At 61.8% G+C, this 26,022-nt stretch carries 26 protein-coding genes; 12 read left to right on the top strand and 14 right to left on the bottom strand.

Going from position 1 to position 26,022, the window contains the following annotated elements; translation table 11 throughout:
- Nucleotides 1-3 precede the first annotated feature (3 nt).
- The 5 genes from OZ428_RS09260 to OZ428_RS09240 form a co-directional block, all read right to left on the bottom strand.
- Nucleotides 4-936 carry a D-2-hydroxyacid dehydrogenase gene (locus OZ428_RS09260; protein ID WP_269133180.1) on the bottom strand — a complete coding sequence of 311 codons (933 nt, stop codon included), beginning with the start codon at nt 934-936 and terminating at the stop codon, nt 4-6.
- A gap of 106 nt (nt 937-1,042) precedes the next feature.
- On the bottom strand, nt 1,043-1,336 hold the full coding sequence (locus OZ428_RS09255) for a YcgL domain-containing protein (RefSeq protein ID WP_033902606.1): 294 nt from the start codon (nt 1,334-1,336) through the stop codon (nt 1,043-1,045).
- Nucleotides 1,333-2,466, bottom strand: coding sequence for a ribonuclease D (gene rnd / locus OZ428_RS09250; protein ID WP_269133179.1), 1,134 nt, complete (start codon nt 2,464-2,466; stop codon nt 1,333-1,335). Before rnd ends, OZ428_RS09255 begins: the two co-directional genes overlap by 4 nt.
- A 122-nt stretch (nt 2,467-2,588) precedes the next feature.
- Complete coding sequence (locus tag OZ428_RS09245) at nt 2,589-3,188, bottom strand: class I SAM-dependent methyltransferase (protein WP_269133178.1); 600 nt, start codon at nt 3,186-3,188, stop codon at nt 2,589-2,591.
- A 100-nt stretch (nt 3,189-3,288) separates the two neighbouring features.
- Nucleotides 3,289-4,659, bottom strand: a complete 1,371-nt coding sequence (locus tag OZ428_RS09240) for a glutamine synthetase family protein (protein WP_033902609.1) — start codon at nt 4,657-4,659, stop codon at nt 3,289-3,291.
- Nucleotides 4,660-5,003: 344 nt separating this feature from the next.
- On the opposite strand from OZ428_RS09240, the gene OZ428_RS09235 reads away from it, so the two are divergent.
- Entirely contained in the window at nt 5,004-5,777 is a 774-nt protein-coding gene (locus tag OZ428_RS09235) for a transporter substrate-binding domain-containing protein (RefSeq protein WP_177110845.1), read from the top strand.
- Here the strand turns inward: OZ428_RS09235 and cynR are convergent.
- The gene (cynR, locus tag OZ428_RS09230; RefSeq protein WP_269133177.1) at nt 5,752-6,618 is read right to left on the bottom strand and encodes a transcriptional regulator CynR; all 867 of its coding nucleotides are present in this window, start codon (nt 6,616-6,618) and stop codon (nt 5,752-5,754) included. The two genes, OZ428_RS09235 and cynR, sit on opposite strands and share 26 nt — an antisense overlap.
- A 111-nt stretch (nt 6,619-6,729) precedes the next feature.
- Here cynR and OZ428_RS09225 point away from each other — a divergent pair, with 111 nt between their 5' ends.
- The 4 genes from OZ428_RS09225 (at nt 6,730) to OZ428_RS09210 (ending at nt 10,020) form a co-directional block, all read left to right on the top strand.
- Nucleotides 6,730-7,359 (top strand): carbonic anhydrase, encoded by a 630-nt coding sequence (locus tag OZ428_RS09225; RefSeq protein ID WP_033902612.1) that lies wholly within the window; start codon nt 6,730-6,732, stop codon nt 7,357-7,359.
- Between the two features lie 27 nt (nt 7,360-7,386).
- Nucleotides 7,387-7,857: a cyanase gene (gene cynS, locus OZ428_RS09220; protein WP_269133176.1), complete on the top strand. Its 471-nt coding sequence runs from the start codon at nt 7,387-7,389 to the stop codon at nt 7,855-7,857.
- Nucleotides 7,858-7,911: 54 nt separating this feature from the next.
- A complete protein-coding gene (locus OZ428_RS09215) occupies nt 7,912-8,751 on the top strand; it encodes a cache domain-containing protein (RefSeq protein ID WP_269133175.1) in 840 nt (279 codons plus the stop codon).
- A gap of 318 nt (nt 8,752-9,069) precedes the next feature.
- Nucleotides 9,070-10,020, top strand: coding sequence for a transposase (locus OZ428_RS09210; RefSeq protein WP_269131116.1), 951 nt, complete (start codon nt 9,070-9,072; stop codon nt 10,018-10,020).
- A gap of 148 nt (nt 10,021-10,168) precedes the next feature.
- Here OZ428_RS09210 and OZ428_RS09205 read toward each other — a convergent pair whose 3' ends face one another.
- Both OZ428_RS09205 and pobA read right to left on the bottom strand, forming a co-directional pair.
- Nucleotides 10,169-11,686 carry an MDR family MFS transporter gene (locus OZ428_RS09205; protein ID WP_177110871.1) on the bottom strand — a complete coding sequence of 506 codons (1,518 nt, stop codon included), beginning with the start codon at nt 11,684-11,686 and terminating at the stop codon, nt 10,169-10,171.
- Nucleotides 11,687-11,752: 66 nt separating this feature from the next.
- Nucleotides 11,753-12,946, bottom strand: a complete 1,194-nt coding sequence (gene pobA, locus OZ428_RS09200) for a 4-hydroxybenzoate 3-monooxygenase (RefSeq protein ID WP_269133174.1) — start codon at nt 12,944-12,946, stop codon at nt 11,753-11,755.
- A gap of 180 nt (nt 12,947-13,126) precedes the next feature.
- On the opposite strand from pobA, the gene OZ428_RS09195 reads away from it, so the two are divergent.
- Nucleotides 13,127-14,005 carry a helix-turn-helix domain-containing protein gene (locus OZ428_RS09195; protein ID WP_269133173.1) on the top strand — a complete coding sequence of 293 codons (879 nt, stop codon included), beginning with the start codon at nt 13,127-13,129 and terminating at the stop codon, nt 14,003-14,005.
- Here OZ428_RS09195 and OZ428_RS09190 read toward each other — a convergent pair.
- On the bottom strand, nt 13,998-14,174 hold the full coding sequence (locus OZ428_RS09190; RefSeq protein ID WP_269133172.1) for a hypothetical protein: 177 nt from the start codon (nt 14,172-14,174) through the stop codon (nt 13,998-14,000). The genes OZ428_RS09195 and OZ428_RS09190 overlap by 8 nt on opposite strands.
- 98 nt (nt 14,175-14,272) lie before the next feature.
- On the bottom strand, nt 14,273-15,178 hold the full coding sequence (locus OZ428_RS09185) for a LysR family transcriptional regulator (protein WP_269133171.1): 906 nt from the start codon (nt 15,176-15,178) through the stop codon (nt 14,273-14,275).
- Nucleotides 15,179-15,282: 104 nt separating this feature from the next.
- Here OZ428_RS09185 and OZ428_RS09180 point away from each other — a divergent pair, with 104 nt between their 5' ends.
- Nucleotides 15,283-16,149: an MBL fold metallo-hydrolase gene (locus OZ428_RS09180; RefSeq protein WP_269133170.1), complete on the top strand. Its 867-nt coding sequence runs from the start codon at nt 15,283-15,285 to the stop codon at nt 16,147-16,149.
- A 33-nt stretch (nt 16,150-16,182) separates the two neighbouring features.
- Nucleotides 16,183-16,797, top strand: a complete 615-nt coding sequence (locus OZ428_RS09175) for an NAD(P)-dependent oxidoreductase (protein WP_269133169.1) — start codon at nt 16,183-16,185, stop codon at nt 16,795-16,797.
- Between the two features lie 37 nt (nt 16,798-16,834).
- Here the strand turns inward: OZ428_RS09175 and OZ428_RS09170 are convergent, their stop codons facing one another.
- Nucleotides 16,835-17,710 carry a LysR substrate-binding domain-containing protein gene (locus tag OZ428_RS09170; protein ID WP_269133168.1) on the bottom strand — a complete coding sequence of 292 codons (876 nt, stop codon included), beginning with the start codon at nt 17,708-17,710 and terminating at the stop codon, nt 16,835-16,837.
- A gap of 111 nt (nt 17,711-17,821) precedes the next feature.
- Between OZ428_RS09170 and OZ428_RS09165 the strand changes: the two genes are divergently transcribed.
- The 4 genes from OZ428_RS09165 (at nt 17,822) to OZ428_RS09150 (ending at nt 23,290) form a co-directional block, all read left to right on the top strand.
- Nucleotides 17,822-19,447 (top strand): 5-guanidino-2-oxopentanoate decarboxylase, encoded by a 1,626-nt coding sequence (locus OZ428_RS09165; protein WP_269133167.1) that lies wholly within the window; start codon nt 17,822-17,824, stop codon nt 19,445-19,447.
- Nucleotides 19,444-20,886: an aldehyde dehydrogenase family protein gene (locus OZ428_RS09160; protein ID WP_269133166.1), complete on the top strand. Its 1,443-nt coding sequence runs from the start codon at nt 19,444-19,446 to the stop codon at nt 20,884-20,886. Before OZ428_RS09165 ends, OZ428_RS09160 begins: the two co-directional genes overlap by 4 nt.
- Before the next feature lie 143 nt (nt 20,887-21,029).
- On the top strand, nt 21,030-22,217 hold the full coding sequence (locus OZ428_RS09155; RefSeq protein WP_269133165.1) for a cyanate transporter: 1,188 nt from the start codon (nt 21,030-21,032) through the stop codon (nt 22,215-22,217).
- Between the two features lie 137 nt (nt 22,218-22,354).
- The gene (locus tag OZ428_RS09150; protein ID WP_133074306.1) at nt 22,355-23,290 is read left to right on the top strand and encodes a LysR family transcriptional regulator; all 936 of its coding nucleotides are present in this window, start codon (nt 22,355-22,357) and stop codon (nt 23,288-23,290) included.
- Between the two features lie 3 nt (nt 23,291-23,293).
- On the opposite strand, the gene OZ428_RS09145 is transcribed toward OZ428_RS09150, so the two are convergent.
- From OZ428_RS09145 to OZ428_RS09135, 3 genes are read right to left on the bottom strand one after another with little or no spacing between them, the layout of a single operon-like run.
- On the bottom strand, nt 23,294-23,656 hold the full coding sequence (locus OZ428_RS09145; RefSeq protein ID WP_028619369.1) for a 5-carboxymethyl-2-hydroxymuconate Delta-isomerase: 363 nt from the start codon (nt 23,654-23,656) through the stop codon (nt 23,294-23,296).
- A 48-nt stretch (nt 23,657-23,704) separates the two neighbouring features.
- Nucleotides 23,705-24,628, bottom strand: a complete 924-nt coding sequence (locus tag OZ428_RS09140) for a LysR substrate-binding domain-containing protein (protein WP_269133164.1) — start codon at nt 24,626-24,628, stop codon at nt 23,705-23,707.
- A 58-nt stretch (nt 24,629-24,686) separates the two neighbouring features.
- Entirely contained in the window at nt 24,687-26,003 is a 1,317-nt protein-coding gene (locus OZ428_RS09135) for an MFS transporter (RefSeq protein WP_269133163.1), read from the bottom strand.
- Nucleotides 26,004-26,022 lie beyond the last annotated feature (19 nt).

Here is a 26,022-nt window from a genome sequence, read left to right as displayed (position 1 = left end):
CTATCAGTAACCGCGCTCGAAATCCACGTTCCCGCGCAAAGCTTGCTTGGCCTGATACGCCCGCACATTTTGTACGAACAGCTCTACCATCAATGCCGGTGACGTCGGCGCCGAACTGTGACCCGTCAGCAGAAGGCCCCACGCCGTCCAGAACGGATGACGTTGCGGCAACGGTTCCTGGCGGCACACATCAATCACCGCACCGGCCAAATGCCCTTCTTTCAAGGCCTCGACCAAGTCCGCGTCCACTACCGACACACCACGCCCGACGTTGATAAACAACCCGGTCGGCTTGAATTGCTTGAACAGCGCCGCGTCGTACAGGTCATGAGTGCTTGGCGTGTTAGGCAGCAGATTGATCACGTAATCCACCTCGCCCACCAGGCGACCCAGGGCTTCAAGCCCGGCCACTTCGATAAACGGCGCCTGTTCCCGAGCGGAACTGGCGATGCCGTACAGCTTCACGCCGAAGGGCACCAGGAACTCGGCAACGCTCTGGCCGATGTCGCCGGTGCCGACGATCAGCACCTTGCGCCCCGCCAGGCTCTGGCCCATGCGGTTGTCCCATTTGCGCTCGACCTGGCTGACCAGGCGCGCCAACACTTCACGTTCATGGCCGAGCATATAGGTGAGCACGAATTCGGCCATGACCTGGCCATAAATACCGACCGCACGGGTCAGGCGATAGTCGCGTGGCAAACCTTCAGCCAGCAGCGGTGTTATGCCCGCCCAAGTCGATTGCAGCCATTGCGGCTGATGGCCTTGGCGCAACAGCGTCGCCAGCAAGTCCGGCTGGCCCAGCCAGACCGGGCAATCGGCGGCCAGGCGCGACAGTTCGGCCGAGTCGCCACTGGTCAGCACTTCAAGGTCCGGTGCCGCTTCGCCGAGCAATTGGGCGTAGAGCGGGTGATCCTGTTCAGCAATCAGAACACGCATGCATAAAACCTTTCAAAACAGTACGGACGGCTGCCCGCATCCTTACGGCCACCGCCCACTTATACGATTCCATTGAAGCACGTGCCCCGGACGGAGCACGGGTCGATCACATCGGGTCGTTGCGACGCAGCAGCTCTTCGGGCAAGTGTTCGATGTACTCGTCCTCGGGTGGCGGCATTTGCAGGTGGTAACCCTGTTTGTCGAGGTTTTCCAGCACCTGCACGATGTCTTCCTGTTGCAGCTTGCGCTCAGGCGTCAGCACCAGGTTGAACGCGTGTACCGGCTTGCCGAATACGGTGAGCAGGCCTTCAGGCACGCGCTCGAGGGCATCGCTTTTCAGGACATAAAGGTACATGCCGGCGCGTTTAGGGCTGCGGTAGATGGAGCAGATACGTTTCAAGGCTGTTCTCCGGCGGAGGCCAGGCTGTCGAGCAGCGCTTGGCCCATCAACTCGCGGCGCCAGCCACGCAGCGAGTCTGGCAATTTATAAGGCCCATCGGGGTAGCCACTTTTGACCAGGGCTTCGAGGGTTTTCTTGCGCAGCATCAGTTCCGGCGCCATCTCCAGGCGTTCGGCCTCTGCCTGGCCAAGGGCGCGCAGTTGCTTGATCAGTGCGGCGGCATCCACCGGCAACGGTTCGGCAACGGCGGGTGGCCATTGGTCCATCGGCACGCTGCCGGCACGTTTGATCAGGTCCAGCAGGAACTGGCCGTCCTGACGCACGGTGCGCGGGTGCATGTCTTCGATCTTGCCCAGGGCGGCGAGGTTATCCGGCTGGGATTTGGCCAGGGGCCACAATGAGTGTTCGCGAATGATGCGGTTACGCGGCAGGTCACGGGCGCGGGCCTGCTGCTCGCGCCAGGCGCAGAGTTCACGCAGCACGGCGAGTTGGGCGCGGGACAGTTTCCAGGCCAGCTTGGCGTCGCGGTACACCTCGTACGGGTCGACTTCGCGGCGCAGGTTGGCGACCAACTCCGCGCCGTCTTCCAGCACCCAGGCGTACTTGTCGTCCGACAGTTGGGGACGCAGGCGGGTGTAAACCTCGGCCAAGTGCACCGCGTCTTCGGCGGCGTAGCTGACCTGCGTCTCGGACAAGGGCCGCTGCAGCCAGTCGGAACGGGTCTCGCCCTTGGGCAACTCGATATCCAGCACGGCTTGCACCAGGCGCGAGTAGCCCATGGAGAAACCAAGATTCAGGTAAGCGGCGGCCAATTGGGTGTCGAACAACGGCACTGGCAGGCTGCCGGTCAAGCGCAGCAACACTTCGAGGTCTTCGCTGCAGGCATGCACCACCTTGATCACCGCCTGGTTCTCCAGCAAGGCGGCCAAGGGTTGCCAGTTGTCGATGGTCAGGGGATCGATCAGGTAAGCGCGTACGCCATCACCAATCTGGATCAGCCCGGCAATGGGATAAAAGGTGTCGACCCGCATGAATTCGGTGTCGAGGGCGACGAATGGCAACTGCTGCCATTCGGCGCAATGCTGGCCGAGGCTATCGTTGTCGCAGATCCAGTGAATATCGATGGCCACACGGCTCTCCCTTGAAGAATGGCGCGCAGTATATATCGCGAAAGGGGCTAGCGAGCATCCGCAGTGCACAGGCAACCATGAAAACTCAGACAGGAGTTGAAGAATAGTCCGACAGGCGGGAGTTATCCTCTCTTACGCAGCACGTAGACCCGCCACAGGCTTGATCCTGGCATGAATTCCTGATGATGCAGGACCTTGAAGCCCGCCTGGCGGAACTCCTCTTCGACGGCAGTACGGGAATGGACCGAGACAATCACCGTGTCGCGGCTGACCCGGTGGAACTCCCGCAGCAGGGCCGAGCGCCCTTCACTGCTGGGCACATGGCGAAACAATTCCAGGCAGAAAATGCAGTCCACCGCATTCGCCGACAAACCGATGGAAAACGCTGAGCCCTGGAACGTCTTGACGCGCTTGAGCAACGACGCCGGGTGATGGGTGCGGGCATGGTCGAGCATGTCCTGGGAGTTGTCCGACGCCAGGATCACCCGATTGACGTGTTCGGCCAGCACGGGCCAAAAGCGCCCCGAGCCACAGGCCAGGTCCAACACCAACCCAGGCTCGCCCGCGACTTTCAGCGCCTGGCGCACCATCCACTCGTCGCGCCACGACGCCAGGCGCTGCCGCAGCCCTGGCGGGCGTGTATCGCCGCAGACCCTGGCGTGTTCGCGGTCACAGCGCTCGGCGTATTCGATCTCGATGGATGAGGGTGGTTGTGGCGACATCGCGGGCTCATGTGGGTGGAACGGCAGTGAACGACCTTGATTCGCAGCTTAACCAGTGCAATGTCAAAAAAAGGTCGAAACGTTCACCACCGAAGCCGGTTCACGCCTGATGCAGATACCAACGCCAATCCTGCTCGCCCACCTCGCCCATGAACTGGCGGTATTCGGCGCGCTTGACCGCCAGGTACACGCCGAGGAATTCACTGCCAAACGCGTCCCGCGCCCAGCTCGACCCTTCCAGGGCGCGCAAGGTGGTCAGCCAGTCGGTGGGCAGCAACTCCTTGGCCTGGGCGTAGCCATTGCCTTCAACCGGGGCGCCAGGGTCGCGCTGTTCGCGGATACCGCGATGGATGCCGGCCAGGATCGCGGCAGCGGCCAGGTAGGGGTTGGCGTCGGCGCCGCAGATGCGGTGCTCGATATGCCGGGAATTCGCCGGACCGCCCGGCACGCGCAGGCTGACGGTGCGGTTGTCCACGCCCCAGGTGGCGGCCAGCGGGGCGTAGCTGTTGGTCTGGAAGCGGCGGTAGGAGTTGGCATTCGGGCAGAACATCAGCAAGGAATCAAGCAAGGTGCTGAGCATGCCACCCACGGCGTGGCGCAACAGCGGCGTACCGTCGGTGGCTTCGCTGGCGAACAGGTTGTTGCCCTCGGCGTCTGCCAGGCTGACGTGCATGTGCATGCCGGTGCCAGCCAGGTCGTCGAATGGCTTGGCCATGAAGCAGGCGGTCATCCCGTGTTTATGCGCCACACCCTTGACCAGGCGCTTGTAGCGCACCGCTTCGTCCATGGCTTGCAGGGCGTCGGCGCGGTGTTCCAGGGTGATTTCCACCTGGCCAGGGGCGTATTCGGAGATGGCCGTGCGCGCCGGGATGCCTTGCAGTTTGCAGGCGCTATAGAGATCAGCGAGGAAAGGCTCGATCTGCTCCAGCTCGCGCAAGCCGTAGACCTGAGTCGAACGCGGGCGACCGCCGTCCACATCCCGCGCCGGCTGCGGGCGGCCGTGGCTGTCAGGTTTCTGGTCGAGCAGGTAGAACTCCAGTTCCGCCGCCATCACCGGGTAATAGCCGTCGGCCTTGAGTCCGTCAATCACCTTGGCCAGCAAATGCCGGGGGTCGGCGACGGTGGCGGGCAGGCCTTCGGTGGGGTGCATGCTGACTTGCACGGCCGCTGTCGGAATCAGGCGCCACGGCATGCGCTGCAAACTGCCGCTGATCGGGTAGGCGCGGCAATCGATATCACCCACTTCCCATACCAGCCCGGAGTTTTCCACGTCGTCGCCATTGATGGTCAGGCCAAGAATGGTACTGGGCAAAGGCCGGCCACTTTCATACACCGCCAGCAACTCATCGCGGTGCAGCAACTTGCCGCGTGGCACGCCATTGTTATCGAGGATAAACAGCTCGAACATCTCAATGTCCGGGTTCTGTTCAAGGAAGGACTGGGCTTCGTGCAGGCAGGCAAAGACACTCATGGGCATTCTCATACGTGTGGGTCAGGCAGGCGCGCAGGTGCGCGCCATCCAGGGGATGGATCAACGTAGGAATGCAATATCTGGTGGGCGTGCGTGTCGGCAGTGGAACAGGGCCCAGAACGCGAGATCGGACGGCAGTGTCGCGGGGTGGGTGTCGGAAGAGCCGTCCATGCGGGGATCACAGTGCTAGAGATAACCGCCAGCGTCACACGCCAGCACAGGTGATTAAATTCAGGGTTGGCGGAGTTTGGTTGCGACTTGGCTAAACATTCGCCACACCTTGCTACCGTGCCCGGTGCTGGAAATAATGAGCGCCCACGCCCATGCCCCAAGGACTCGACCGCATGAAAGCTCCTTTCGCCCTCTGTGTACTGGCAAGTCTGGCCACCAGCGCCCTGGCCGACACCGCGCCGTCGCGCCTTGACCAGGTGTTGCAACGCGGCACGCTGACGGTCTGCACCACCGGCGACTACAAGCCCTACACCTCGCTGCGCGCCGACGGCCGCTACGAAGGCATCGACATTGCCATGGCCGAGTCCCTGGCCAAGAGCCTCAACGCAAAGATCCAATGGGTGCCGACCACCTGGAAAACCCTGATGCCGGACTTCCTGGCCCAGCGCTGTGACATCGCCGTAGGCGGCATTTCGGTGTCGCTGGAGCGCCAGAAAAAAGCCTTCTTCAGTCAGTCCCTGGGCGTCGACGGCAAGATCCCGTTGGTACGCTGTGCCGATGTGCAGCGCTACCAGAGCGTCGAACAGATCAACCAACCCCAGGTGCGCGTGATCGAACCGGCCGGCGGCACCAACGAAGTATTCGCCCGTGCCCACTTGGGCCAGGCGCAGATTCGCCTGCACGACAACGTGACCATTTTCGACGAACTGCTGGCGGGCAAGGCCGATGTGATGATCACCGACGCCAGCGAAGCCCGTTACCAGCAGAAGCTCAAGCCGGGGCTGTGCGCGGTGAACCCCGAGCGGCAGATGCAGTACAGCGAAAAAGCCTTCCTGTTGCCCCGTGATGATGTGGCCTGGAAAAGCTACGTCGACCAATGGCTGCACCTGAGCCAGGCCACGGGGGCCTATGACGCTGTCGTCAGCCAGTGGCTGGCCGCGCCTTGATCAACGCCACGAAGGCGCGACACGCGGCACTGCGATAGGCGCCCTTGCGGCTCAACAGTGCCACGGTGCGTTGGGGTAATGCCGGGCTGATCGCCACCGCGTTCAACCCTGGCTGGGCCTCGGCGATCGCGCTGGGCAGGATGGTCGCCAGCGCCGTGCTGCGCACGATTTCGATGATCGCGCTGATGGAGTTGGCCTCCATCGCAATCAACGGGCTTATCCCCTGGGCACGGCAGTAATCATCGATGTAGCGGCGGGTCGCAAAGCCAGTGTTCAACAACACCAGGGGTTGCGCCAGCCACTGCTGGCTATCCAGGCCCGGATGGTTCTCGCCGACCACCCCACTCAGCGTTTCAACAAACAGCCCTTCGCACTCGATGTCCGGCAGATGCTCGCCGGTAAAACCAATGCCGATATCCAGCGCGTCTTCCGCCAAGGCGGTTTCCATGCGGTCCTGGGTCAGTTCCTCGATGCTCACGGTAATGCCCGGATAGCGCTGGTTGAACTGCGCCAGCAACGGCCCGATCAGGTAGGCGGTAAAGGTCGGCGTCATGGCCAGGCGCAGGTTGCCTCGGCTCAAGTCCTGCACGTCATGCATGGCGCGGGTGCCGGCCTGCAGGTCCTGCAAGGCCAGCCGCGCAAAGCGCACATAGGCTTCACCGGCATCGGTCAGGCTGACGCTGCGCCCGGAGCGGTCCAACAGCGGCGCACCCAAGGTGTCTTCCAACTGCTTGATCTGCTGCGACAAGGTCGGCTGCGACACATGCAGTGCCTCGGCGGCACGGGTGAAATTGCGGTGTTCAGCCACCGCCAGCAGGTAACGGATATGGCGCAGCAGCATCGAAGCCCCCAACTATAGGCATGACCAATAGAAACCATAATAAGCCGGTCTTGGACGCTATAGCTAAAAACTTCCATCCTTGCCTCATCAGCGACGCAAGGAGAACTTCCCATGCAACATCTCATCGACGGCTTTCGCAAATTTCAGGCCGAAGCCTTTGCCCAACGCAGCGACCTGTTCAAACACCTGGCGACCACGCAAACCCCGGGCACGCTGTTTGTGTCGTGTTCCGACAGCCGCGTGGTCCCCGAGCTGCTGACCCAGCAGGAACCGGGTGACCTGTTCGTGATCCGCAACGCCGGCAACATCGTGCCGTCCTACGGCCCGGAGCCGGGTGGTGTGTCGGCCACCGTCGAATACGCGGTGGCGGTGCTGGGGGTCAGTGACATTGTGATCTGCGGCCATTCCGACTGCGGCGCGATGACCGCCATCTCCACCTGCAAATGCCTGGATCACCTGCCGGCCGTGGCCAACTGGCTGCGCCATGCCGAGTCGGCCAAGGTGATCAACGCCGCACGCCAGCACACATCCGATGCCGCCCGCTTGAGCGACTTGGTGCGCGAAAACGTGATCGCCCAGTTGGCCAATCTCAAGACCCACCCCTCCGTCGCCCTGGCCCTGGAACAAGGTCGGCTGACGCTACACGGCTGGGTGTACGACATCGAAACCGGCGCCATCGACGCCCTGGACAGCCGCAGCGGGCGCTTCGTGTCGCTGCTCAATCAGATCCACGCTGCCTGACCCCATTTCAACCCAGAGGACAACACCATGTTGCAATCCAACTTCTCCCAAACCCCACGCCTGGCCCTGGCCGACACTATCATCGACCTCAAGGCCCGCAAGAGCCTTTCCTGGCAGGACCTCACCGACGGCACCGGGCTCAGCCTGGCGTTCGTCACCGCCGCCCTGCTCGGCCAGCACCCGCTGCCCAAGGACGCTGCGGATGCGGTCTGCGACAAGCTCGGCCTGGACCAGGACGCCAGCCGCCTGCTGCAGAGCGTGCCCCTGCGCGGCAGCTTCCCCGGCGGCGTGCCGACCGACCCGACGATGTACCGTTTCTACGAAATGCTCCAGGTCTACGGCACCACCCTCAAGGCGCTGGTCCATGAGCAGTTTGGCGACGGCATCATCAGTGCGATCAACTTCAAGCTGGACATCAAGAAGGTCGAGGACCCGGACGGTGGTTCCCGCGCAGTGATCACCCTGGATGGCAAGTACCTGCCGACCAAACCCTTCTGAGTCGCCCGCGACCGTCTACGCTCTTGTCACACCAACAAGAACGAGGGACGGATAATGAAGGCAGTGTTCCGACTCACCTGGCTGCTGCTGTTGTGTTTCAGCCAGGTGCACGCCGCAACGACTCAGGATGAAGACGCCCAGGCGGCCAAGGCGCTGCTGGAAAAAGCCTTGGCCTACTACCAGAGCAACGGCGACAAAGCGTTTGCCGCCTTCAGCCGACAGGGCGAATTCGTCGACCACGACCGCTATGTGTTCGTGGTCGACACCCAAGGCATCCTGCTGGCCAGCGGTGGCCCCTCCTCCGCCTTGATTGGCCGCGATGTATCCGAAGTGCTCGGGCCGGATTTGCGCCAGTCCTTCAAGGATGCGCTGAAGGTGCCGGAAGGCCAGGGCATCCAGCAGGCCGATTATCGCTGGCAGAACTGGAACGATGGCAAGGTCGAACACAAGCATGTGTTTTATCAGCGCGTGGGCGAACGCATTCTCGCGGTGGGTTATTACCTGCCACGGGCCACGCCGGAACAGGCCCGGGCCCTGCGCAACAAAGCGGCAACCGCCATGCTCAAGGATGAAACCGGCACACTCAAGGCCATCAACTCATTGCAGGGCGGTTTCCTGCAGGATGACCTTTATGTGTTCGTGGTGGACCTCGATACCCAGCGCTATGTAGCCCACGGCACCAACCTGCGACTGGTCAACACCGACTTCAGCAAGATCAAGGACCCGGACGGCAAGCCCGTGGGCGAGCCGATCCTCAAGTTGATGGCCGAGCAGGATCAGGGCGAATACAAATACCGCTGGAAAAACCCGGTGACCGACAAGGTCGAGAACAAGCATGCGTATGTGCGCAAGGCCGGGCATTTCATGGTGGCGGTGGGTTATTACAGCCCCTGATTGGACTTGAAATACGATCTCCTGTGGGAGCTGGCTTGCCTGCGATAGCGATGTATCAGTTAAATCATTGGCCACTGAAACACCGCTATCGCAGGCAAGCCAGCTTGTGTCTTCAAGATCTCTTAAACTCAGAAGGGTGAGAGCAGTGGATGGCAGACTGAAAGCCAGCGGTGCTTAAAGCACGAGTGGGAGCCAAGTCGCCATCCACCTCTCACTCTGACCAGAAGCCCGAACAGTTGGATGAGCGGCAAAACTCGAAATCACAAGCTAGGGATAGGTCAGAGTGCTCTCACTTCTTGAGTGTAAGAGGGTTTGGCGATGATTTCCTACTATGTTGGTCTCGATGTTTCGAAAGCGACTGTGGATGTGGGGTTTCTTCCTGCGAATTACACGCAGTTTCAGGTCAGTAATGACCTTGAGGGCTTCACTCGGCTGATCACATGCCTGAACGAGCTTGAGGTGGGAAGGGTCTTGCTTGAAGCCACCGGCGGCTATGAAAGGGCATTGCTCAGAGCCTTGCGGTTGGAGGGTTTGAATGTCTTTCGCGTCAATCCAAAACGCGCTCGCGACTATGCGAGAGCAATGGGCAAGATAGCTAAAACCGATAAGATCGATGCTCAGATGCTGGCGAAATTTGCGAGAGATTTCGAGGACTTGCCGCATGTTGAACCGAATAAGGATCGGGATGAGCTGGGCGAATTGCTCAAGCTGCGAGGCAGCTTGGTCAAGAGCCGGGACAGCGACAAGCGCCGGATGAAGCAAACCACATGCGCTAAAGCCATATCCACTTACACCGATCACATCGCTTACCTGGAGGGCCAGATCAAGTCATTGGGTAAGGAGATTGAGGATGCCTCGACCGTGCTGGATCAGGAGAAAGCCAGACGACTGAGGTCGGTGAAAGGGATCGGAGCCATCACCTGCGGAACGCTCTTGGCATTTCTTCCTGAGCTTGGAACCGTGTCGGGACGCAAGATTGCGGCTTTGGCAGGGTTAGCGCCCTACAACAACGATAGCGGCAAGAAGAGCGGCCCTAGATCAATCGAGGGCGGGCGCTATACGGTGCGTGGCGCAACCTATATGTCGACCTGGTCAATGGTTCAGCACGATCCGCAAGTCAAAGCCGAATATGAGGCTCTGCGAGCGCGAGGCAAGCTTGCGAAGGTCGCTGTTGTGGCATGCATGCGAAAGCTCTTGATTCGTCTAAACGCAATGCTGCGAGATGGCACGGGTTGGAGAGAGCAGAAATCTCAGGTCCCCGCAGCCTGATGACAAATGAGGGGCACTTTACTGAAGCGCGGGCTTCGCCAGTAATACCGCTACGCGGTATTACTGGCGAAGCCATGTCCGAAAGGATTATTTTTAAAATAAATCCTCAAAGACAGTTGCTCCCACATTTGGTTTTTCATGGTGTCAGTTATTTTGCTTTGTCTTCGCGGCCACGCAGCACCCGATTGGGCATCGCAATCGCCGCCGCCAGCCCCAGCAGTGACACCGCCGCACTGACCATCAGCAAATGCCGGAACGTCACCGCCAACTCCCCGCGCAGGGCATCCTGCGCCGGGCCGGGGGCGGCATTGAGGCCGTCGAGCAGCACGTTGCCGGAACTGCCTTCGGCCACCAGCGCGCCGCTGGCCAGGTGGGCGAAGCTGGAATCCTGCAACAGCGCCAGCAACAGCGCCGACATGCACGCCACCCCCACCGCCCCGCCCAGGGAGCGGAACAGGTTGGTGGTGCTGGTGGCGACGCCGATATCGCGCTGTTCCACCGAATTCTGAGTGCCCACCAGGGAGGTCGGGAATTGCATGCCCGCAGCGATCCCGCACAACAACATAAACAGGGCCGTCAGCCCCACCGCCTGGGGCGCGCTCAAGGCCATGCCGAGAATCGCGAAGGGGCTCAGCAATGCGCCGCTGAGGATCATCGGTTTATAACGCCCGGTCACCGAGGTCATGCGCCCGGCAAAATAAGCCCCCATCGGCAAGCCCATGGCCAACGGCAACAGGTGCAACGCCGCGCTGTCCGCACCCGAACCGGTCACCGTCTGATACCGCAGCGGCATCAGCACCGTCAGGGAAATCGCCTGGAAGCTAGTGAAAAAGATCGTGCACCAGCACAACACCGCGCTGCGGTTGGCAAACAAATGCATCGGCAACAACGGCTCTCGCGCCCGGCGCTCGTGCCAGACAAACACCGTCAACGCCACCAGCGCACACACCAGCAAGCCCAGCACCTGATTGTCACGCCAGTGATGGCCCTGGCCGATTTCGGTAATGCCCAGCAGCAAGGCGGTCAAGCCGATGATCATCAGCACAGTGCCAAGGTAATCAATGATCGGCTTGCGCTGCGGCACCGGCAGGCCCACCAGCGTGCGATGGGCCACGTACCAGGCGCCGGCGCCCAAGGGCAGGTTGATCAGGAACACCCAGCGCCACGAGAGGTATTCGGTCATGTAGCCGCCCAGCACCGGCCCGGCCACGCTGGCCACCGCGTACATGCTGCTGAAATAGCCTTGGTAGCGGCCGCGTTCGCGGGGCGGGATGATGTCGCCGATGATCGCCTGGCTCACCGAAATCATGCCGCCGGCGCCGATGCCCTGGAGGATCCGCGCCAGCACCAGTTGCTCCATGCTTTGCGCCATGCCGCAGAACAGTGAGGCCAGGGTGAACAGACCCATGCCGATCAGCATCATCGGCCGCCGCCCGTACAGGTCGCCGAGCTTGCCGTAGATCGGCACCGCCACGGTCATCGCCACCATGTAGCCGGAGATGACCCAGGCCAGCAGGTTGACGTCGTGGAACTGGGCGGAAATAGCGGGCATGGACACGGCGACAATGGTCTGGTCCAACGCCCCCAAGAAGATCGCCATCATCAGTGAGGCGAGAATACTGCGCACAGCGGGCAGTGGCGGAGCAGGCTGATTGAGGTGCGTCACGGCAAGACCTTCGAGCAAGGCCCGTGGGAAAAGGCGGCCCACGGGAATGCTCGATACGATAGCAGGCTATTCGATAGCTTCGTAAGGAAGTCCGACGTAATTTTCTGCGATGGTCTTGCGCCCCGCCTCGGAGTGGATGAAGTAGTCAAGTTCACTCTCGGCGATGCGCTGGCTGAAACCGTCGGCCTCGGGAAACTGGTGCAACATTGAGGTCATCCACCAGGAAAACCGCTCGGCCTTCCACACCCGCCGCAGGCAGATGGCGGAGTAACGCTCCAGAAGATCCACGCGCCCTTCGCCGTAGACCTTGAGCAGAATCCGGTACAGCGTACTCACATCACTGGCCGCCAGGTTCAAGCCCTTGGCTCCGGTCGGCGGCACGATATGCGCCGCGTCGCCGAGCAGGAACAGGCGCCCGTACTGCATCGGTTCCACTACAAAACTGCGCAGCGGTGCGATGCTTTTTTCGATCGAAGGGCCGGTCACCAACTGATCGGCGAGGTGGCTGGGCAGGCGGGTTTTCAGTTCATCCCAGAAGCGGGCGTCGGACCATTCGTCAATCGGTTCCTCCACCGGCACCTGCAGGTAATACCGGCTGCGCGTCGGCGAACGCATGCTGCACAGCGCAAAACCCCTCGCGTGCTTGGCGTAGACCAACTCAGGGTGAACGGGCGGCGTGTCAGCGAGGATGCCCAGCCAGCCGAACGGGTAGACACGTTCAAAGACCTTGAGCGATTCAGCCGGGATCGATTGGCGCGCAATGCCGTGATAACCGTCGCAACCGGCGATGTAATCGCACTCCAGGCGGAACGCTTGGCCCTGATGCTCAAAGGTCAGCCAGGGTCGATCACTTTTGAGAGCGTGGGGCTGCACATTGCGCGCTTCATACAGGGTGGTGGCACCGGCGGCGGCACGGGCGGCCATCAGGTCGCGGGTGACTTCGGTCTGGCCGTAGATCATCACCGATTGACCGCCGGTCAGGCCCTTGAGATCGATATGGGTCAACCGGCCGTTCAACGCCAACTCGAAACCGTCATGCACCAGGCCTTCGTTGTCCATACGCTGGCTGACGCCGGCCTGCCGCAGCAGGTCGACCATGCCTTGTTCCAGCACGCCGGCACGGATGCGGCTTTGCACGTAATCGGCGCTCTGGCGCTCTAGAATAAGGGTCTCGATCCCTGCCTGATGCAGCAGTTGGCCAAGCAGCAGTCCGGAAGGACCGGCGCCGATAATGGCGACTTGGGTTTTCAGCGTTTTCATTATTTTTATGGCCCGCAAGTTCCACTCGAACGGATCGGGTGAAAGAGTTGTCATTGGTCTTGTTGCTGACATTTTTCACTTGAGTGAGCGGCATAAGAAGGTGAAAACTGCGCCAAAGCCTGCGCTTTTTGCCAATCGGGGCGATTACCGCACCACTCTTCCGAGTATCGGGTTGAAACCATGACCAAAACCGCAATTCCGGTCTTCAAGCTTTACGGGGAACACCAGCAATGGCCCACCCCCGATTTGTTGCACTGCGAAACCATTTCCCGGCGCAGTCGGGAATACCAGTGGGAAATCCAACCCCACCGGCACGCGGATCTGTGCCAGTTGCTCTACGTGCACAAAGGCCAGGCACAGTTGGAAATCGAAGGCCAGCGCACCACCCTGAACGAAGCAACCCTGCAAGTCCTGCCACCCTTGTGCGTGCACGGGTTCCGTTTTCCTGAGGACGTCGAAGGCTACGTAGTGACGCTTTCCGCGCCGTTGGTCAGCCACCTGCAAGCACAATTGGGCGCCACCGTGGACGGTTTACAAACGCTCGGCAGTTACCCGGCGGGCAAAGACAGTGATTACCTGAACAGCCAGTTCGCCCGCTTGCAGGATGAATACGCCGATGAACAACCGGCACGGGACATGATGATGCACGCGTTGGTCAGCGTGTTGCTGGTATGGATCAGCCGCCAAGCCATCCAGCGCCGTCACCCACGGGCGCCACGGGGGCGTGAATACTTCCGGCGCTTCACCCAGTTGGTCGAGCAGCATTACCGCGAACACCCCAAGATCGAGGATCTTGCCCACAAGCTGGGGATCTCGGTCTCACACCTGAACGGGACGTGTCGGGAATTGGGTGGGCAACCTGCGTTGCAGATCATGCATGACCGCCAATTGCTCGAAGCCAAACGCCTGCTGACGTACACCAGCATGACCATCAATGAGATGTCGGAGGTGTTGGGTTTTTCCGACCCCACCAACTTCTCTCGGCTGTTCCGCCGACGGGTCGGGTTCTCACCCAAGGCGTTTCGCGAGCAGTTGAAAGCCGAACCATCGGCTATCTGAGCGCGCTGAAACTGCCGGTGCGGGGCACGCATTGATCCTGATGGCAGCTGATCGCAAAGGTCGGCTGCATACGGGTCTGCTCCACGCGGTAGGCGGCGGTCCCGTAAAGTGCGCTGACAATGGCGCACAGGCTGAAAATCATCAGGTACTTTCTGGTTTTAATGCTCATGGCACAGACCTCTGCGGATCTACAGGGTGCTGTCTAAAGCATAGGTCAACCAGGCCAAGTTGCCATTATCGGACGACATTCAACCGGCTGATCCCAGCCTAGAGCCCGACATCCCACGCCGGCTCTTCCGGAAACCTCAGCACCAGGAAATCCAACAGGCTGCGCAACGCCGACGGCATGTGCTTGCGCGAGGCGTACACCGCGTAGATGTTCATCTGCCGTGGCTCGGCGTCGGGCAGCAGGCGCACCAGTTCGCCGCGCCGGATGTAATCGCCGGCCTGGTAAGTGGGCAACATCGACACTCCGGCACCGGCCAACGTCACGCGTAACAACGTACTGGCCTCGTTGGAAGTGATATTGCCGTTGATCGGCACCGAGACAGGCTCGCCCCGCTCCTCGAAATGCCACAGGCTTTTGCCGAAATAGGAATGGGTGAGGCAATTATGTCCGGCGAGGTCTTCGACCTTCTGCGGCGCTGGATGCTCCAGCAGGTAGGCCGGCGAGGCACACACCACCGAGCGGCACACCGTGAGGCGCCGGGCGATGAGGTTGGGGTCCAGGTCGTTGCTGGTGCGGATAGCCAGGTCAATGCGCTCATCCACCAGGTTCACCGTGCGATCGAGCATCTGCAGGTCGACCGTCACCAGCGGGTAGCGCTTGACGTATTCGGCAATGGCCTGGGCCAATTGCGCCTGGCCGAACGAGGTGCTGACGCTCAAACGCAGCAAACCACGAGGCGCTTCATCGGGCTCGCTGACGGCGGCTTGCATGTCGCAACACAATTCCAGCAATTGCCGACAGCGTGGCAGGGTTTCACTGCCCGCTGCCGTCAGGCTGAGCTTGCGCGTGGTGCGGTGCAACAAACGGGCGCCGACCCAGTCTTCCAGCTCCGCCAAATAACGCGACACCACCGGCCGCGACAGGTCCAGATGATCGGCGGCGGCCGACTGGCTGCCCAGGTCCACCACCGTGACGAACACGCGCATTGCTTGAAGACGATCCATGATCTGCCCGCTTTCAGAAACAAACTATGTCCCAGCATCGCATTTTTAGTCTGGTTTTGTGCAACTAAGCTCTGTGCATCCTTTACCGATGCTGGAGCTGCCCGATGTTCTCAACCTTCAAGCGCCTGACCCTCGCCACCGCCGCCCTGGCGTTCGCCGCCCATGCGGCCGCGGCCGAGCTGAAGCTGGATGTGTACAACCCTGGCGAGGCAGCGATCTTCCCGGTCAGCTCGGTGCTGGTCAGCGGCGCCAAGGACGCGATCCTGGTGGACGCCCAATTCGGCAAAGGCCAGGCCGAGCAACTGGTGCAAAAGATCCGCGCTAGCGGCAAGCACCTCACCACCATCTACATCAGCCATGGCGACCCGGACTACTACTTCGGCCTCGACACCCTCACCGCCGCCTTCCCCGACGCCAAGGTGCTGGCGCCACAACCGGTGGTCGACCACATCAAGGCCACCGTCGCCGGCAAGCTGGAGTTCTGGGGCCCGAAAATGGGCGCCGACAAGCCGTCTAAAACCATCGTGCCGCAGGTCCTCGAAGGTCACCGCCTGAACCTGGAAGGCCAGCCACTGGAGGTCATCGGCCTGGATGGCCCGCAGCCGGATCGCAGCTTTGTGTGGATCCCGTCGATCAAGGCCGTGGTCGGTGGCGTGGTTGTCTCCGAAAACATCCATCTGTGGATGGCCGATACCCAGAGCGCGAAGTCCCATAAAGACTGGCTGGCGACACTGCAACGCATCCAACAGCTGAAACCAAAGACCGTGATCCCGGGCCACTACCTCGGCACACCGACGCTGCAATCGGTGGCCTTTACCGCCGACTACATCAAGGCCTTCGACGCCGAGACCGCCAAGGCCAAGGATTCTGCCGCCCTGATCGCGGCCATGAAAAAGCGTTACCCCACCCTCGCCGACGAAAGCTCGCTGGAACTGAGCGCCAAAGTCGCCAAGGGCGAAATGAAGTGGTGAACCGTTTCAAACCCTAACGTACTGGAGAACGTCATGAGCAAGATTGCAATCATTGGGGCCACCGGCCGTGCCGGTAGCCAATTGCTGGAAGAAGCGCTGCGTCGCGGGCACACCGTCACCGCCATCGCACGCAATACCGACACGCTGGCCGTGCGCCCTGGCGTCACCGTCAAACAAGTCGACGCCCTGGACGCCAACGCCCTGCAACAGGCGGTGAGTGGCAGCGACGTGGTGATCAGTGCGGCGCACTTCGCCACCCTGCCCGCCAGCGCCGTGATCGAGCCGGTGAAAAAGGCCGGGGTAAAACGTCTGCTGGTGGTGGGCGGCGCCGGTTCGCTGCTGCTGCCGGGTGGCGGGCGGGTCATCGACAGCGTGGGTTTCCCTGAGGAATACAAAGCGGAAGCCACGGCGGGTGCGGCGTTTCTTGAGGCACTGCGCCAGGAGAAGGAACTGGACTGGACGTTCCTGTCGCCGTCGGCGGAGTTCGTCGAGACCGAGCGCACCGGTCAATTCCGAGTGGGCCAGGATGACTTGTTGGTGAGCAGTGAAGGTCGCAGTTGGATCAGTTTTGCGGACTATGCGATTGCGTTGATCGACGAAGTTGAATCGCCGAAGCACTCACGCCAGCGTTTCACCGTAGGTTACTGATACGCCCCTTCTCTGTAGGAGCCCGGCTTGCCGGCTCCTACAGGGGGGACTTGGCGTTCATGACCAACCAATCCATCAGAGCTTTAAGACCGGCCGAAGGTTCGGTGCCTGGCGGATACACCAAGTAATACCCCATCCCCGTCGGCACCCGCAGCTCAAACGGCATCACCAACCGCCCCGCCTTCAAATCCTCGCCAATCAACGCACTGTCGCCAATCGCCACACCGGAACCCTGGGACGCCACCGTCATCGCCAGATCCAGCGTTTCAAAATGATGCCCCTGGCCCAGATTGCCCAATCGCGTCTTCGCCGCCTTGAGCCACAACGCCCAATCCCGTTCATCCCGCGTGGGGTGCAGCAAGACCTGTTGCTGCAAATCTGCCGGAGTGTTCAAGCCCGTGAGCAGTGCCGGCGCGCAGACCGGTGTGAGCTGTTCATCGAACAGATGTCGCGCCTCGGCCGATTGCTCGGCGATGGGCGCATAGATCACCGCCGCGTCGAATTGCTCGCGGCGAAAGTCCACGGTGTAGGCCACGGTGGTGGTGAGTTCCACTGGCACGTCCGGGCGTTCCTTCTGCCATTGCATCAGGCGCGGCAGCAGCCAGCGCATCACACAGGTGGACGCCTTGAGCTGCAGGACCTGACGACGACTGCCGATCTGCTCCACCGCTTCGCCGAGCAGGCCAAACACCTGCTGTGCGCGCAGTGACCATTCGCGGCCTTCTTCGGTCAGGCTCAAGCCACGCGCCTGGCGCTGGAACAGCGCATAACCCAAATGACTTTCCAGCCCGGCAATCTGCCGGCTCACGGCGCCCTGGGTGATGTGCAGTTGCTCGGCGGCGCGGGTGAAGTTGCAGCACTGGGCCGTGACCCAGAAGGTGTGCAGCGCGGGCAGTGGCGGGAGGCGTTTCATCGGGGCGCAGCCATGACGTGAGGACATGGCTAGTATGACTTTTTATCGATTGTTGCCGCTACAGGCCAGCCGGTCCAATAACGCCTTACCTCAACAATAAGAGCGACCTATATGGCGACCTGCGGCGAAGTATTGGTCAACCTCCTGGAAGGCTACGGCGTGGACCAGGTGTTTGGCATCCCCGGCGTGCACACCGTGGAGTTGTACCGCGGCCTGGCCCGTTCCAGCATCCGTCACGTCACCCCGCGCCACGAGCAGGGCGCCGGCTTCATGGCCGACGGTTACGCGCGCACCAGCGGCAAACCCGGCGTGTGCTTCATTATCACCGGCCCCGGCATGACCAATATCACCACCGCCATGGGCCAGGCTTATGCCGACTCGATCCCGATGCTGGTGATTTCCAGCGTGCAGTCGCGCAGCCAATTGGGCGGCGGGCGCGGCAAGCTGCATGAGCTGCCGAACCAGGGCGCGATGATGTCCGGCGTGGCGGCGTTCTCACATACCCTGATGTCAGCGGCGGAGTTGCCCGGCGTGTTGGCGCGGGCGTTTGCGTTGTTCCAGGCCGGGCGGCCGCGCCCGGTGCACATCGAAATCCCGCTGGATGTGCTGGTGGAAAATGCCGATGCGCTGCTGGGCAGTGAACCGGTCAGCGTGGCCCGTGCCGGTGCCGCGCCGTCGGCGGTCAAGCAAATGAGCCAGTTGCTCGCAGCCGCCAAGAAACCCTTGATCCTGGCCGGTGGCGGCGCCATCGACGCGGCGCCGGAACTGACCCGACTGGCCGAAGCCCTCGGCGCGCCGGTGGCCCTGACCATCAACGCCAAAGGCATGCTGCCCGCCCGCCACCCACTGCTGATCGGCTCGACTCAGACCCTGGTCGCCACCCGCGCACTGGTGGCCGAAGCGGACGTGGTGCTGGCCATCGGCACCGAGCTGGCGGAAACCGACTACGACGTGACCTTCGCCGGTGGTTTCGAGATGCCCGGCGCGCTGCTGCGCATCGATATCGACCCCGACCAGACCGTGCGCAACTACCCGCCGCAAGTGGCCTTGGTGGCTGATGCACAAATCGCCGCAGCGGCCTTGCTGACCGAACTGAGCAGCAAACCCTTGCCACCGCGTAACAGCGCGTGGGGCGCTGAACGCGTAGCGCGCCTGTGGGCGGAACTGACGCCCAGCTGGGACGCCGCCACCCGCGCGCAAACCCTGTTCCTCAAGACCGTCTTCGAAGAATTGCCCAACGCCGTACTGGTGGGCGACTCCACCCAACCGGTGTACAGCGGCAACCTGACCCTGAATCTCGACCACCCGCGCCGCTGGTTCAACTCGTCCACCGGCTACGGCACCTTGGGCTACGCCCTGCCCGCCGCCATCGGCGCCTGGCTGGGGCGTGGCGATGGGCAGCCGGTGGTGTGCCTGATCGGCGACGGCGGCCTGCAATTCACCCTCCCGGAACTGGCCAGCGCGGTGGAAGCGCGCACGCCGGTGATCGTGTTGCTGTGGAATAACCACGGCTATGAAGAGATCAAGAAATACATGGTCAACCGCGCCATCGAGCCGGTCGGCGTGGACATCTACACGCCGGACTTTATCGGCGTGGCCAAGGCACTCGGTTGCGCCGCCGACAGCATCCAAGGGATTGAGTCGCTGCGCGCGGCACTACGCGCAGCGGCTGATCGCCAGGGGCCGACGCTGATTGAAATCGAACAGGGGCTGTGGATGAAGGCGGTGGCGGTATGAGCGCGGTATTGAACGGTGTGTATATCAATGGGGCATGGCGTGCCGGACTGGCCTCGCTTGAGGTGATCAACCCTGCGACTGAAGCCGTCCTGGCCCACGTCAGCGTCGGCGATGCGAGCACGGTCACCCAGGCGGTCGACGCCGCCAGCGCCGCGTTCATCGACTGGTCAAAAAGCACCGGCCGCGACCGCGCCGCGCTGTTGCGCAAGATCGCCCAAGGCGTCAGTGAGCAGCGCGAACAGCTGATGCACCTGCAGTCGAGCAACAACGGCAAACCGCTGTTTGAAGCCGCGATTGATGTGGACGATGTGATCGCCACCTTCGACTATTACGCCAGCGTGGCCGAAGCGATGGATGCCAGCCAGGATAGCCCGGTGGCATTGCCCAGCGCGGATTTCAGCGCACGCCTGCGCCGTGAGCCGTGCGGTGTGGTCGGGCTGATCGTGCCGTGGAATTTCCCGATGGTGACCACCGCCTGGAAACTCGCTCCCGCCCTGGCGGCCGGTTGCTGCGTGGTGCTCAAGCCGTCGGAAGTCACGCCGTTGGCGGAACTGCAACTGGCGCGGATTATCGCCGAGGCCGGCTTGCCGGCTGGGGTGTTCAACCTGGTGTGCGGCACGGGCCTGGAAGTGGGCGCGCCACTGGCGACGGATCGCCGCGTGGCGAAGATTTCCTTCACCGGCAGCAACGCCGTCGGCGTGCAAGTGATGCAGCGCGCCGCCGAAACCATCAAGGGTGTGAGCCTGGAACTGGGCGGCAAATCTTCCCTGCTGGTGTTGGCCGATGCCGACCTGGACCTGGCGGTGGAACTGGCCTGTGGCGGTGGGTTTTTCAACGCCGGGCAGATGTGTTCGGCCACCAGTCGCGTGCTGGTAGCCGACAGCCTGGCGGATGAATTCCTGCAACGTGTACAGGCACGGGCTGAAGGCATTCGCGTGGCTGACCCGTTTGCCGATGACGTGGAAATGGGCGCGTTGATCAACCGCGTGCAATATCAACGCGTGCTGGGGCACATCCAGCGCGGCGTTGCGGATGGCGCACGCTTGCTGTGTGGCGGTGAACGCCCGGCGGACCTGCCGAAGGGTTTTTTCATCCGCCCGACCGTGTTCACCGACGTACCGCTGGACAGCGCGCTGTGGAACGAAGAGATCTTTGGCCCGGTGCTCTGTGTACGACGTTTCACCTCGCAAGCCGAGGCCATTGCCCTGGCCAACGACAGCGATTTCGGCCTGGTGGCGAGTGTGGTCAGCGCCAGCCATGAAACCGCCGAGCGCGTGGCAAATGCCTTGCAGGCCGGGCTGGTGTGGATCAACGCACCGCAGGTGATCTTCCCGCAAGCCGCGTGGGGCGGTTACAAACAGAGCAGCCTCGGCCGCGAGTTGGGGCCTTGGGGGTTGGCGGCGTTTCAGGAGATCAAGCATGTGATCCGGTCCCTTTAGCCCATAACGATCTTTTGTGGCGAGGGAGCTTGCTCCCTCGCCACAAAGTCATCCGCATTTTTTAGATAGCCCCTGCGACTTTCTCATTTGCCCCCCTCCTCCACTCATGGCCTGATTCGCCCTTGTTCACTCAAGGCCGTCCCATGGAAACCGTCCAAACAAAACCCACCACCGCCGTCTGGCTGATGATCAGCGTCGTGCTGGTCGCCCTCAACCTACGCCCGTCGATGGCTGCTGTCGGCCCACTGTTGTCCTCGATTCGCGGCGACGTGCCCTTGAGTTTCAGCAGCGCTGCGTTACCGACCATGTTGCCGGTGATGGCCATGGGCTTGGCGATGTTTTTTGGCATGGGCGTGGCCAAGCGATTTGGCGAGCACCGCAGCATCGTGGTGTCGCTGCTGGTGATTGGCGTGGCGACGTTGTCGAGGCTGTTCCTCGATTCAGCACTGGAGTTGATTGTCAGCGCCATCGCCGCCGGTGTGGGGATTGCGATGATCCAGGCATTGATGCCGGCACTGATCAAGTCGCGGTTCAGTGACAATGTCTCGCTGTTCATGGGCCTGTACGTCACCGCGATCATGGGCGGCGCGGCGCTGGCGGCGTCGTTTGCACCGTTCGTGCAGGTGCAGACCGGCAGTTGGCGCATCGGCCTGGCGATCTGGTCGGTGCTGGCGTTGCTGGCCTGGATGTTTTGGTACGCGCAACGCTCGGTGTTGCCGCCACTGCCCCAAGCCGCTGCGGGCCCTCAAGAATCATTTTTCGGCAACGGTCGCGCCTGGTTGCTCGCGGTGTTTTTCGGACTCGGTACCGCGTCCTACACCTGCGTGCTCGCCTGGCTGGCGCCGTATTACGTGGAGCAAGGTTGGAGTGAACAGAACGCCGGCTTGCTGCTGGGTTTCCTGACGGCGATGGAAGTTGTGTCCGGCCTGATCACCCCCGCTATCGCCAACCGTCGCCAGGATAAACGCGGCGTAGTCGCGGTGTTGCTGGTGCTGATCATCCTGGGTTTCTGCGGCCTGATCCTCAGCCCGCAACACCTGAGCCTGCTGTGGCCTTGCCTGCTCGGCCTGGGCATCGGCGGCCTGTTCCCGATGAGCCTGATCCTGTCCCTCGACCACCTGGAGAACCCGCGCCGCGCCGGTGGCCTCACCGCGTTTGTGCAAGGCATCGGCTACCTGATTGCCGGGCTGTCGCCGCTGATCGCCGGGATGATCCGCGATCAACTGGGCAGCTTCGAATGGGCCTGGTGGTCGCTCACGGCAGTGATCGTGGTGATGCTGTTGATCGTCACGCGCTTCAACCCAAAGCATTACGCACGACATATCCGCTGAGGTCGTGTTGCAAACAGTATTTGTCTCACGCCAAACATAGAAACGCCCTACAGAGCATTCTATTGGCACGCTCGTTCCGTTAAGCTTTTGTGCTGTCTTGTACTGAGTTCGGTACAAAGGGTTTACGGACGAAACCGATGCTAAACAGTAACTTGCTCAGAAAGCTCGATATGCAGGACTTGATGGTGTTTATCGCCGTCTATGACCAGAGCAGCGTTACCGAGGTGTCTGAAACGCTGTTTGTCAGCCAGTCCACCGTGAGCTACAGCCTGAAGAAGCTGCGCACCAGTTTTGAAGACGAGCTGTTTATCAACACGCGCGCCGGCATGCGCCCGACGTACAAGGCCACCACCATGTACGGCCATGTGCAGAAGATCCTCGAAAGCATCAACCTGTGCCACGCCGGCAGCCAAGCCTTCGATCCGACGCTGAAGGCCGTGACCTTCAACGTGTGTGCGCCGGAATATTTCGAACAGTTGATCCTGCCGCGCCTGTTGAAAAACTTCGACCGCGCCGACCTGCCGGTGATCGTCAATGTGCAGAAGCTGGAAACCGACATCCCCGCCGACGACCTGCGCGAAGGTCGCCTCGATCTGGTGATCTGCTTCGGCCCCAACTTCCACCGCGCCCACAAAGACTTCCGCACCCAAATGCTGCTGGAGGACGACTTGGTGTGCGTATTCGACAAACGCTCGGCGCCACGGGAGCCGGCCTTCAGCCTGCAGTCCTTCGTCGAGCGCCGCCACGTGTTCCCCACGCCGTGGACCTCCGACACCAACATGATCGACGGCTGGCTCGCACGCCAGGCCCACAAGCGCCAGGTCATCGCCCGTGCCAACAGCTACAGCGCAGCCTTGAAGATGATCACCGGCACCGACTTCATCGTCACCCTGCCGCGCCGCGTGCAAAAATTGCTGGCGCCGTCCACGGTGTTCGGCCATTGCGAAGCGCCGAACGGTTTGCCGGGGTTCACCCTGGAGATGCAGTGGAATGAAACCAGTGAACAGGACAGTGCCAATACCTGGTTTCGTGAGCAGGTGGTGAAGGTGTGTGCGGATCAGGGCTTGTTGTAGGGCTTAACCGATTGCGACCTTGCTGTAGGAATCGCGATCCATATCCACCAACAGAACACTCAGCTGAACCTGTACGCCCGCCGGCCAGTCGCCAAGGTCCTGCAAGGCAGCCAACAGGCTTTCCGACAACTGCTTCTTGACCTGCGGCGACCGCCCGCTGAGCAGCGACAGCTTCACCGCGATAAAACCGCGAGGGTCGAGGGAGGTGCCCACCTGGAACGTCTCGACCTTGACCGCACGGCTTTTGATATCGAATTCGGAACCGAACTGGCCAGACACCATCAACACGTTGTTGAGCCGTAGCAGGGTTTTCTCAACGGCCAGGTTCGTCAGGTTGGCGGTGTATTCCAGATGCAGGTGTGGCATGTAGGGCTCCGAGTCTTTGGTAGGAAGAATCCTAGATATACCACGGAGTCAGGCCTTGGTCGCCAACTCACGATCACTCATGAACGCTTCCAGTCGTGAGCGTACCCAGCGCTCGGCCGGGTCAGTGTCCACGTGGCTGAGCCAGACCATGGACAAATCCAGGGTCGGCGTCTCGAACGGGAACGGCTCGCAGAACAGGTGGCCCGACACGGCCATGGCCTCGGCGGTGTAGTCCGGCAGGCTGGCGATCAGGTCGGTGCCGGCGAGCAACGCCGGCAGTGCGCTGTATTGCGGCACCGACAACACCACGTGGCGCTTGCGGCCGATTTCCGCCAGCCATTCATCGGCGAACCCCGCCACGTTGGCGGTGTGGGACACCAGCACGTGAGGCCGTGAGCAGTATTCGTCAAGGGTCAGCGGTGTGTCCGAGGCATCGGCACGCAGGATGCGCGGGCGGATATGGCGCAGCAGCTTGCGCTTGGCATTCGCTGGCAGGCCACGGGTCTGGGTGATGCCGACGGTGATATCGCCGGAGGCCAGCAGATCCGGGATGCGCCAGTAGTCCACATGTTGCACCACGAACACCACTTGCGGCGCTTCCTGGCGCAGGGCGCGCAGCAACGGCGGCAACAGGCCGAACTCGACATCATCGGACAGGCCGATGCGAAAGGTCATGGTACTGATCGACGGGTCGAAGTCATGGGTCAGGCTCAAGGCCGAGGACAACGAGTCCAGCGCTGGCGACAAATGCTGGATGATTTCCTCGGCCCGCGCCGTGGGCTCCATGCGGTGGCCGACGCGAATGAACAGCGGGTCATTGAATAAGGTACGCAAGCGGTTGAGGGCCGAGCTGATGGTCGGTTGGCCGAGAAACAGCTTCTCTGCCACCCGCGTCACGTTGCGTTCCAGCATCAGTGCTTCGAACACCACCATCAGGTTGATGTCGGCCTTGCGTAATTCATTGCGATTCATCGGCGCCTGCCCCTTTCCCCAAGACAAGCCGCAGTGTAGAAAGCCGCGTTGCCGGCGTCTACGTGTAGGACGCTTCGCTGGCCTGTGCGCCACGCTCAGGCTCGTGCCCCATGCGCAACCGCAGCGCCGCAATAGCCGCCACCACCAATACCAGCGCAATTACCTTCAGGCCGTTCATGGGATTGCCGGTGCTTTGCTCGATCACGCCCATTACCGAGGGGCCGACAAACCCGCCGAGCAGCCCGCAGGCGTTGACGAAACCCAGCCCACCCGCCAGCGCAACGCCCTTGAGACGCGAAGCCGGGTACAGAAAAATGATCGACTGCACCACAAAGAACATCACCGCCGACAGGCAAAAACCGAGCAGGCTGAACACCGGCCCCGATATCGACGCGATGCCCAGGCCCAGCGCCATGGTCAGCAGCCCTGTGACTAGCAACCGCCGGCAGCGTCCGGGCGTCGTGGCGAAACGCGGAATCAACAAGGCCCCGAGTGCCGCCGCGATCCATGGCAACGAGGTCAGCAGGCCGACGCTCATGGTGCTCAGCTCGCCGTATTTGCTGATGATGCTCGGCAGGAAAAAGATCACCGTGTAGATGGTGATCTGGTGACAGAAGTACACAAAGATCGCCAGCAGGATTTGCGGGGTCAGCCAGTTTTTCAACGAGTGACCACCCTCGCCCGCGCCCTCTTCGGTTTCCTGGGCGATGCGCTGTTCGATGCCGCGCGCTTCCTCGGTCGACAGCCATGGCGCCTTGCTCGGACGGTCCGGCAGTTTGCGCCAGACCACCCAGGCAAACGCCACCGCCGGCAGGCCTTCGAGCATGAACATCCACTGCCAGCCGTGCCAGCCGAGCATGCCGTCCATGCGCATCAAGGCCGCACCCACAGGGCCGCCGATGATGTTGGCGAAGCACACGCCGAGTAGGAAATAACCGGTGGCGCGTGCCCGCTGTTCGCGGTTGAACCAGTAGGTGAGGTAGAGCATGACGCCGGGGAAGAGTCCGGCTTCGGCAATGCCCAGCAACAGGCGCAGCACATAGAACGAGGTCTCGCCCTGCACAAAGGCCATGGCCGCCGAGATCAGGCCCCAGGTCACCATGATCCGCGCGATCCAGAACCGCGCGCCGACCTTGTGCATGATCAGGTTGCTGGGGATTTCCGACAGTGCATACGTCAGGAAAAACAGCCCCGCGCCCAACCCGTACGCCGCGGCGGAAATGCCCAGGTCGACGTCCAGGTGATGCTTGGCCAGGGCGATGTTGGTGCGGTCCAGGAAGCTCAGGATGTAGGCGATGATCAGCAAGGGCATCAGCTTGACGAACATCAGTTTGTTCAACGCCTGCGGTGTGCGGGCGGAAGTCGCGGTAGTCATCGGCAATTCCTCTTGGCGC

The sequence above is a fragment of the Pseudomonas sp. GXZC genome (genome assembly GCF_026967615.1).
GTDB classification, from domain to species: domain Bacteria; phylum Pseudomonadota; class Gammaproteobacteria; order Pseudomonadales; family Pseudomonadaceae; genus Aquipseudomonas; species Aquipseudomonas azotoformans_A.
The sequence above is the reverse complement of the archived record's forward strand: the minus strand, read 5'-3'. Positions and strand labels throughout refer to the sequence as shown.

Excerpts from the sequence above, each read along its gene's own strand:
- OZ428_RS09260 (WP_269133180.1), bottom strand. The coding sequence starts at position 936 with ATGCGTGTTCTGATTGCTGAACAGGATCACCCGCTCTACGCCCAATTG.
- OZ428_RS09245 (WP_269133178.1), bottom strand. The coding sequence starts at position 3,188 with ATGTCGCCACAACCACCCTCATCCATCGAGATCGAATACGCCGAGCGC.
- OZ428_RS09240 (WP_033902609.1), bottom strand. The coding sequence starts at position 4,659 with ATGAGTGTCTTTGCCTGCCTGCACGAAGCCCAGTCCTTCCTTGAACAG.
- OZ428_RS09235 (WP_177110845.1), top strand. The coding sequence starts at position 5,004 with ATGAAAGCTCCTTTCGCCCTCTGTGTACTGGCAAGTCTGGCCACCAGC.
- cynR (WP_269133177.1), bottom strand. The coding sequence starts at position 6,618 with ATGCTGCTGCGCCATATCCGTTACCTGCTGGCGGTGGCTGAACACCGC.
- OZ428_RS09225 (WP_033902612.1), top strand. The coding sequence starts at position 6,730 with ATGCAACATCTCATCGACGGCTTTCGCAAATTTCAGGCCGAAGCCTTT.
- cynS (WP_269133176.1), top strand. The coding sequence starts at position 7,387 with ATGTTGCAATCCAACTTCTCCCAAACCCCACGCCTGGCCCTGGCCGAC.
- OZ428_RS09215 (WP_269133175.1), top strand. The coding sequence starts at position 7,912 with ATGAAGGCAGTGTTCCGACTCACCTGGCTGCTGCTGTTGTGTTTCAGC.
- OZ428_RS09210 (WP_269131116.1), top strand. The coding sequence starts at position 9,070 with ATGATTTCCTACTATGTTGGTCTCGATGTTTCGAAAGCGACTGTGGAT.
- pobA (WP_269133174.1), bottom strand. The coding sequence starts at position 12,946 with ATGAAAACGCTGAAAACCCAAGTCGCCATTATCGGCGCCGGTCCTTCC.
- OZ428_RS09195 (WP_269133173.1), top strand. The coding sequence starts at position 13,127 with ATGACCAAAACCGCAATTCCGGTCTTCAAGCTTTACGGGGAACACCAG.
- OZ428_RS09190 (WP_269133172.1), bottom strand. The coding sequence starts at position 14,174 with ATGAGCATTAAAACCAGAAAGTACCTGATGATTTTCAGCCTGTGCGCC.
- OZ428_RS09185 (WP_269133171.1), bottom strand. The coding sequence starts at position 15,178 with ATGGATCGTCTTCAAGCAATGCGCGTGTTCGTCACGGTGGTGGACCTG.
- OZ428_RS09180 (WP_269133170.1), top strand. The coding sequence starts at position 15,283 with ATGTTCTCAACCTTCAAGCGCCTGACCCTCGCCACCGCCGCCCTGGCG.
- OZ428_RS09175 (WP_269133169.1), top strand. The coding sequence starts at position 16,183 with ATGAGCAAGATTGCAATCATTGGGGCCACCGGCCGTGCCGGTAGCCAA.
- OZ428_RS09170 (WP_269133168.1), bottom strand. The coding sequence starts at position 17,710 with ATGAAACGCCTCCCGCCACTGCCCGCGCTGCACACCTTCTGGGTCACG.
- OZ428_RS09165 (WP_269133167.1), top strand. The coding sequence starts at position 17,822 with ATGGCGACCTGCGGCGAAGTATTGGTCAACCTCCTGGAAGGCTACGGC.
- OZ428_RS09160 (WP_269133166.1), top strand. The coding sequence starts at position 19,444 with ATGAGCGCGGTATTGAACGGTGTGTATATCAATGGGGCATGGCGTGCC.
- OZ428_RS09155 (WP_269133165.1), top strand. The coding sequence starts at position 21,030 with ATGGAAACCGTCCAAACAAAACCCACCACCGCCGTCTGGCTGATGATC.
- OZ428_RS09150 (WP_133074306.1), top strand. The coding sequence starts at position 22,355 with ATGCTAAACAGTAACTTGCTCAGAAAGCTCGATATGCAGGACTTGATG.
- OZ428_RS09145 (WP_028619369.1), bottom strand. The coding sequence starts at position 23,656 with ATGCCACACCTGCATCTGGAATACACCGCCAACCTGACGAACCTGGCC.
- OZ428_RS09140 (WP_269133164.1), bottom strand. The coding sequence starts at position 24,628 with ATGAATCGCAATGAATTACGCAAGGCCGACATCAACCTGATGGTGGTG.
- OZ428_RS09135 (WP_269133163.1), bottom strand. The coding sequence starts at position 26,003 with ATGACTACCGCGACTTCCGCCCGCACACCGCAGGCGTTGAACAAACTG.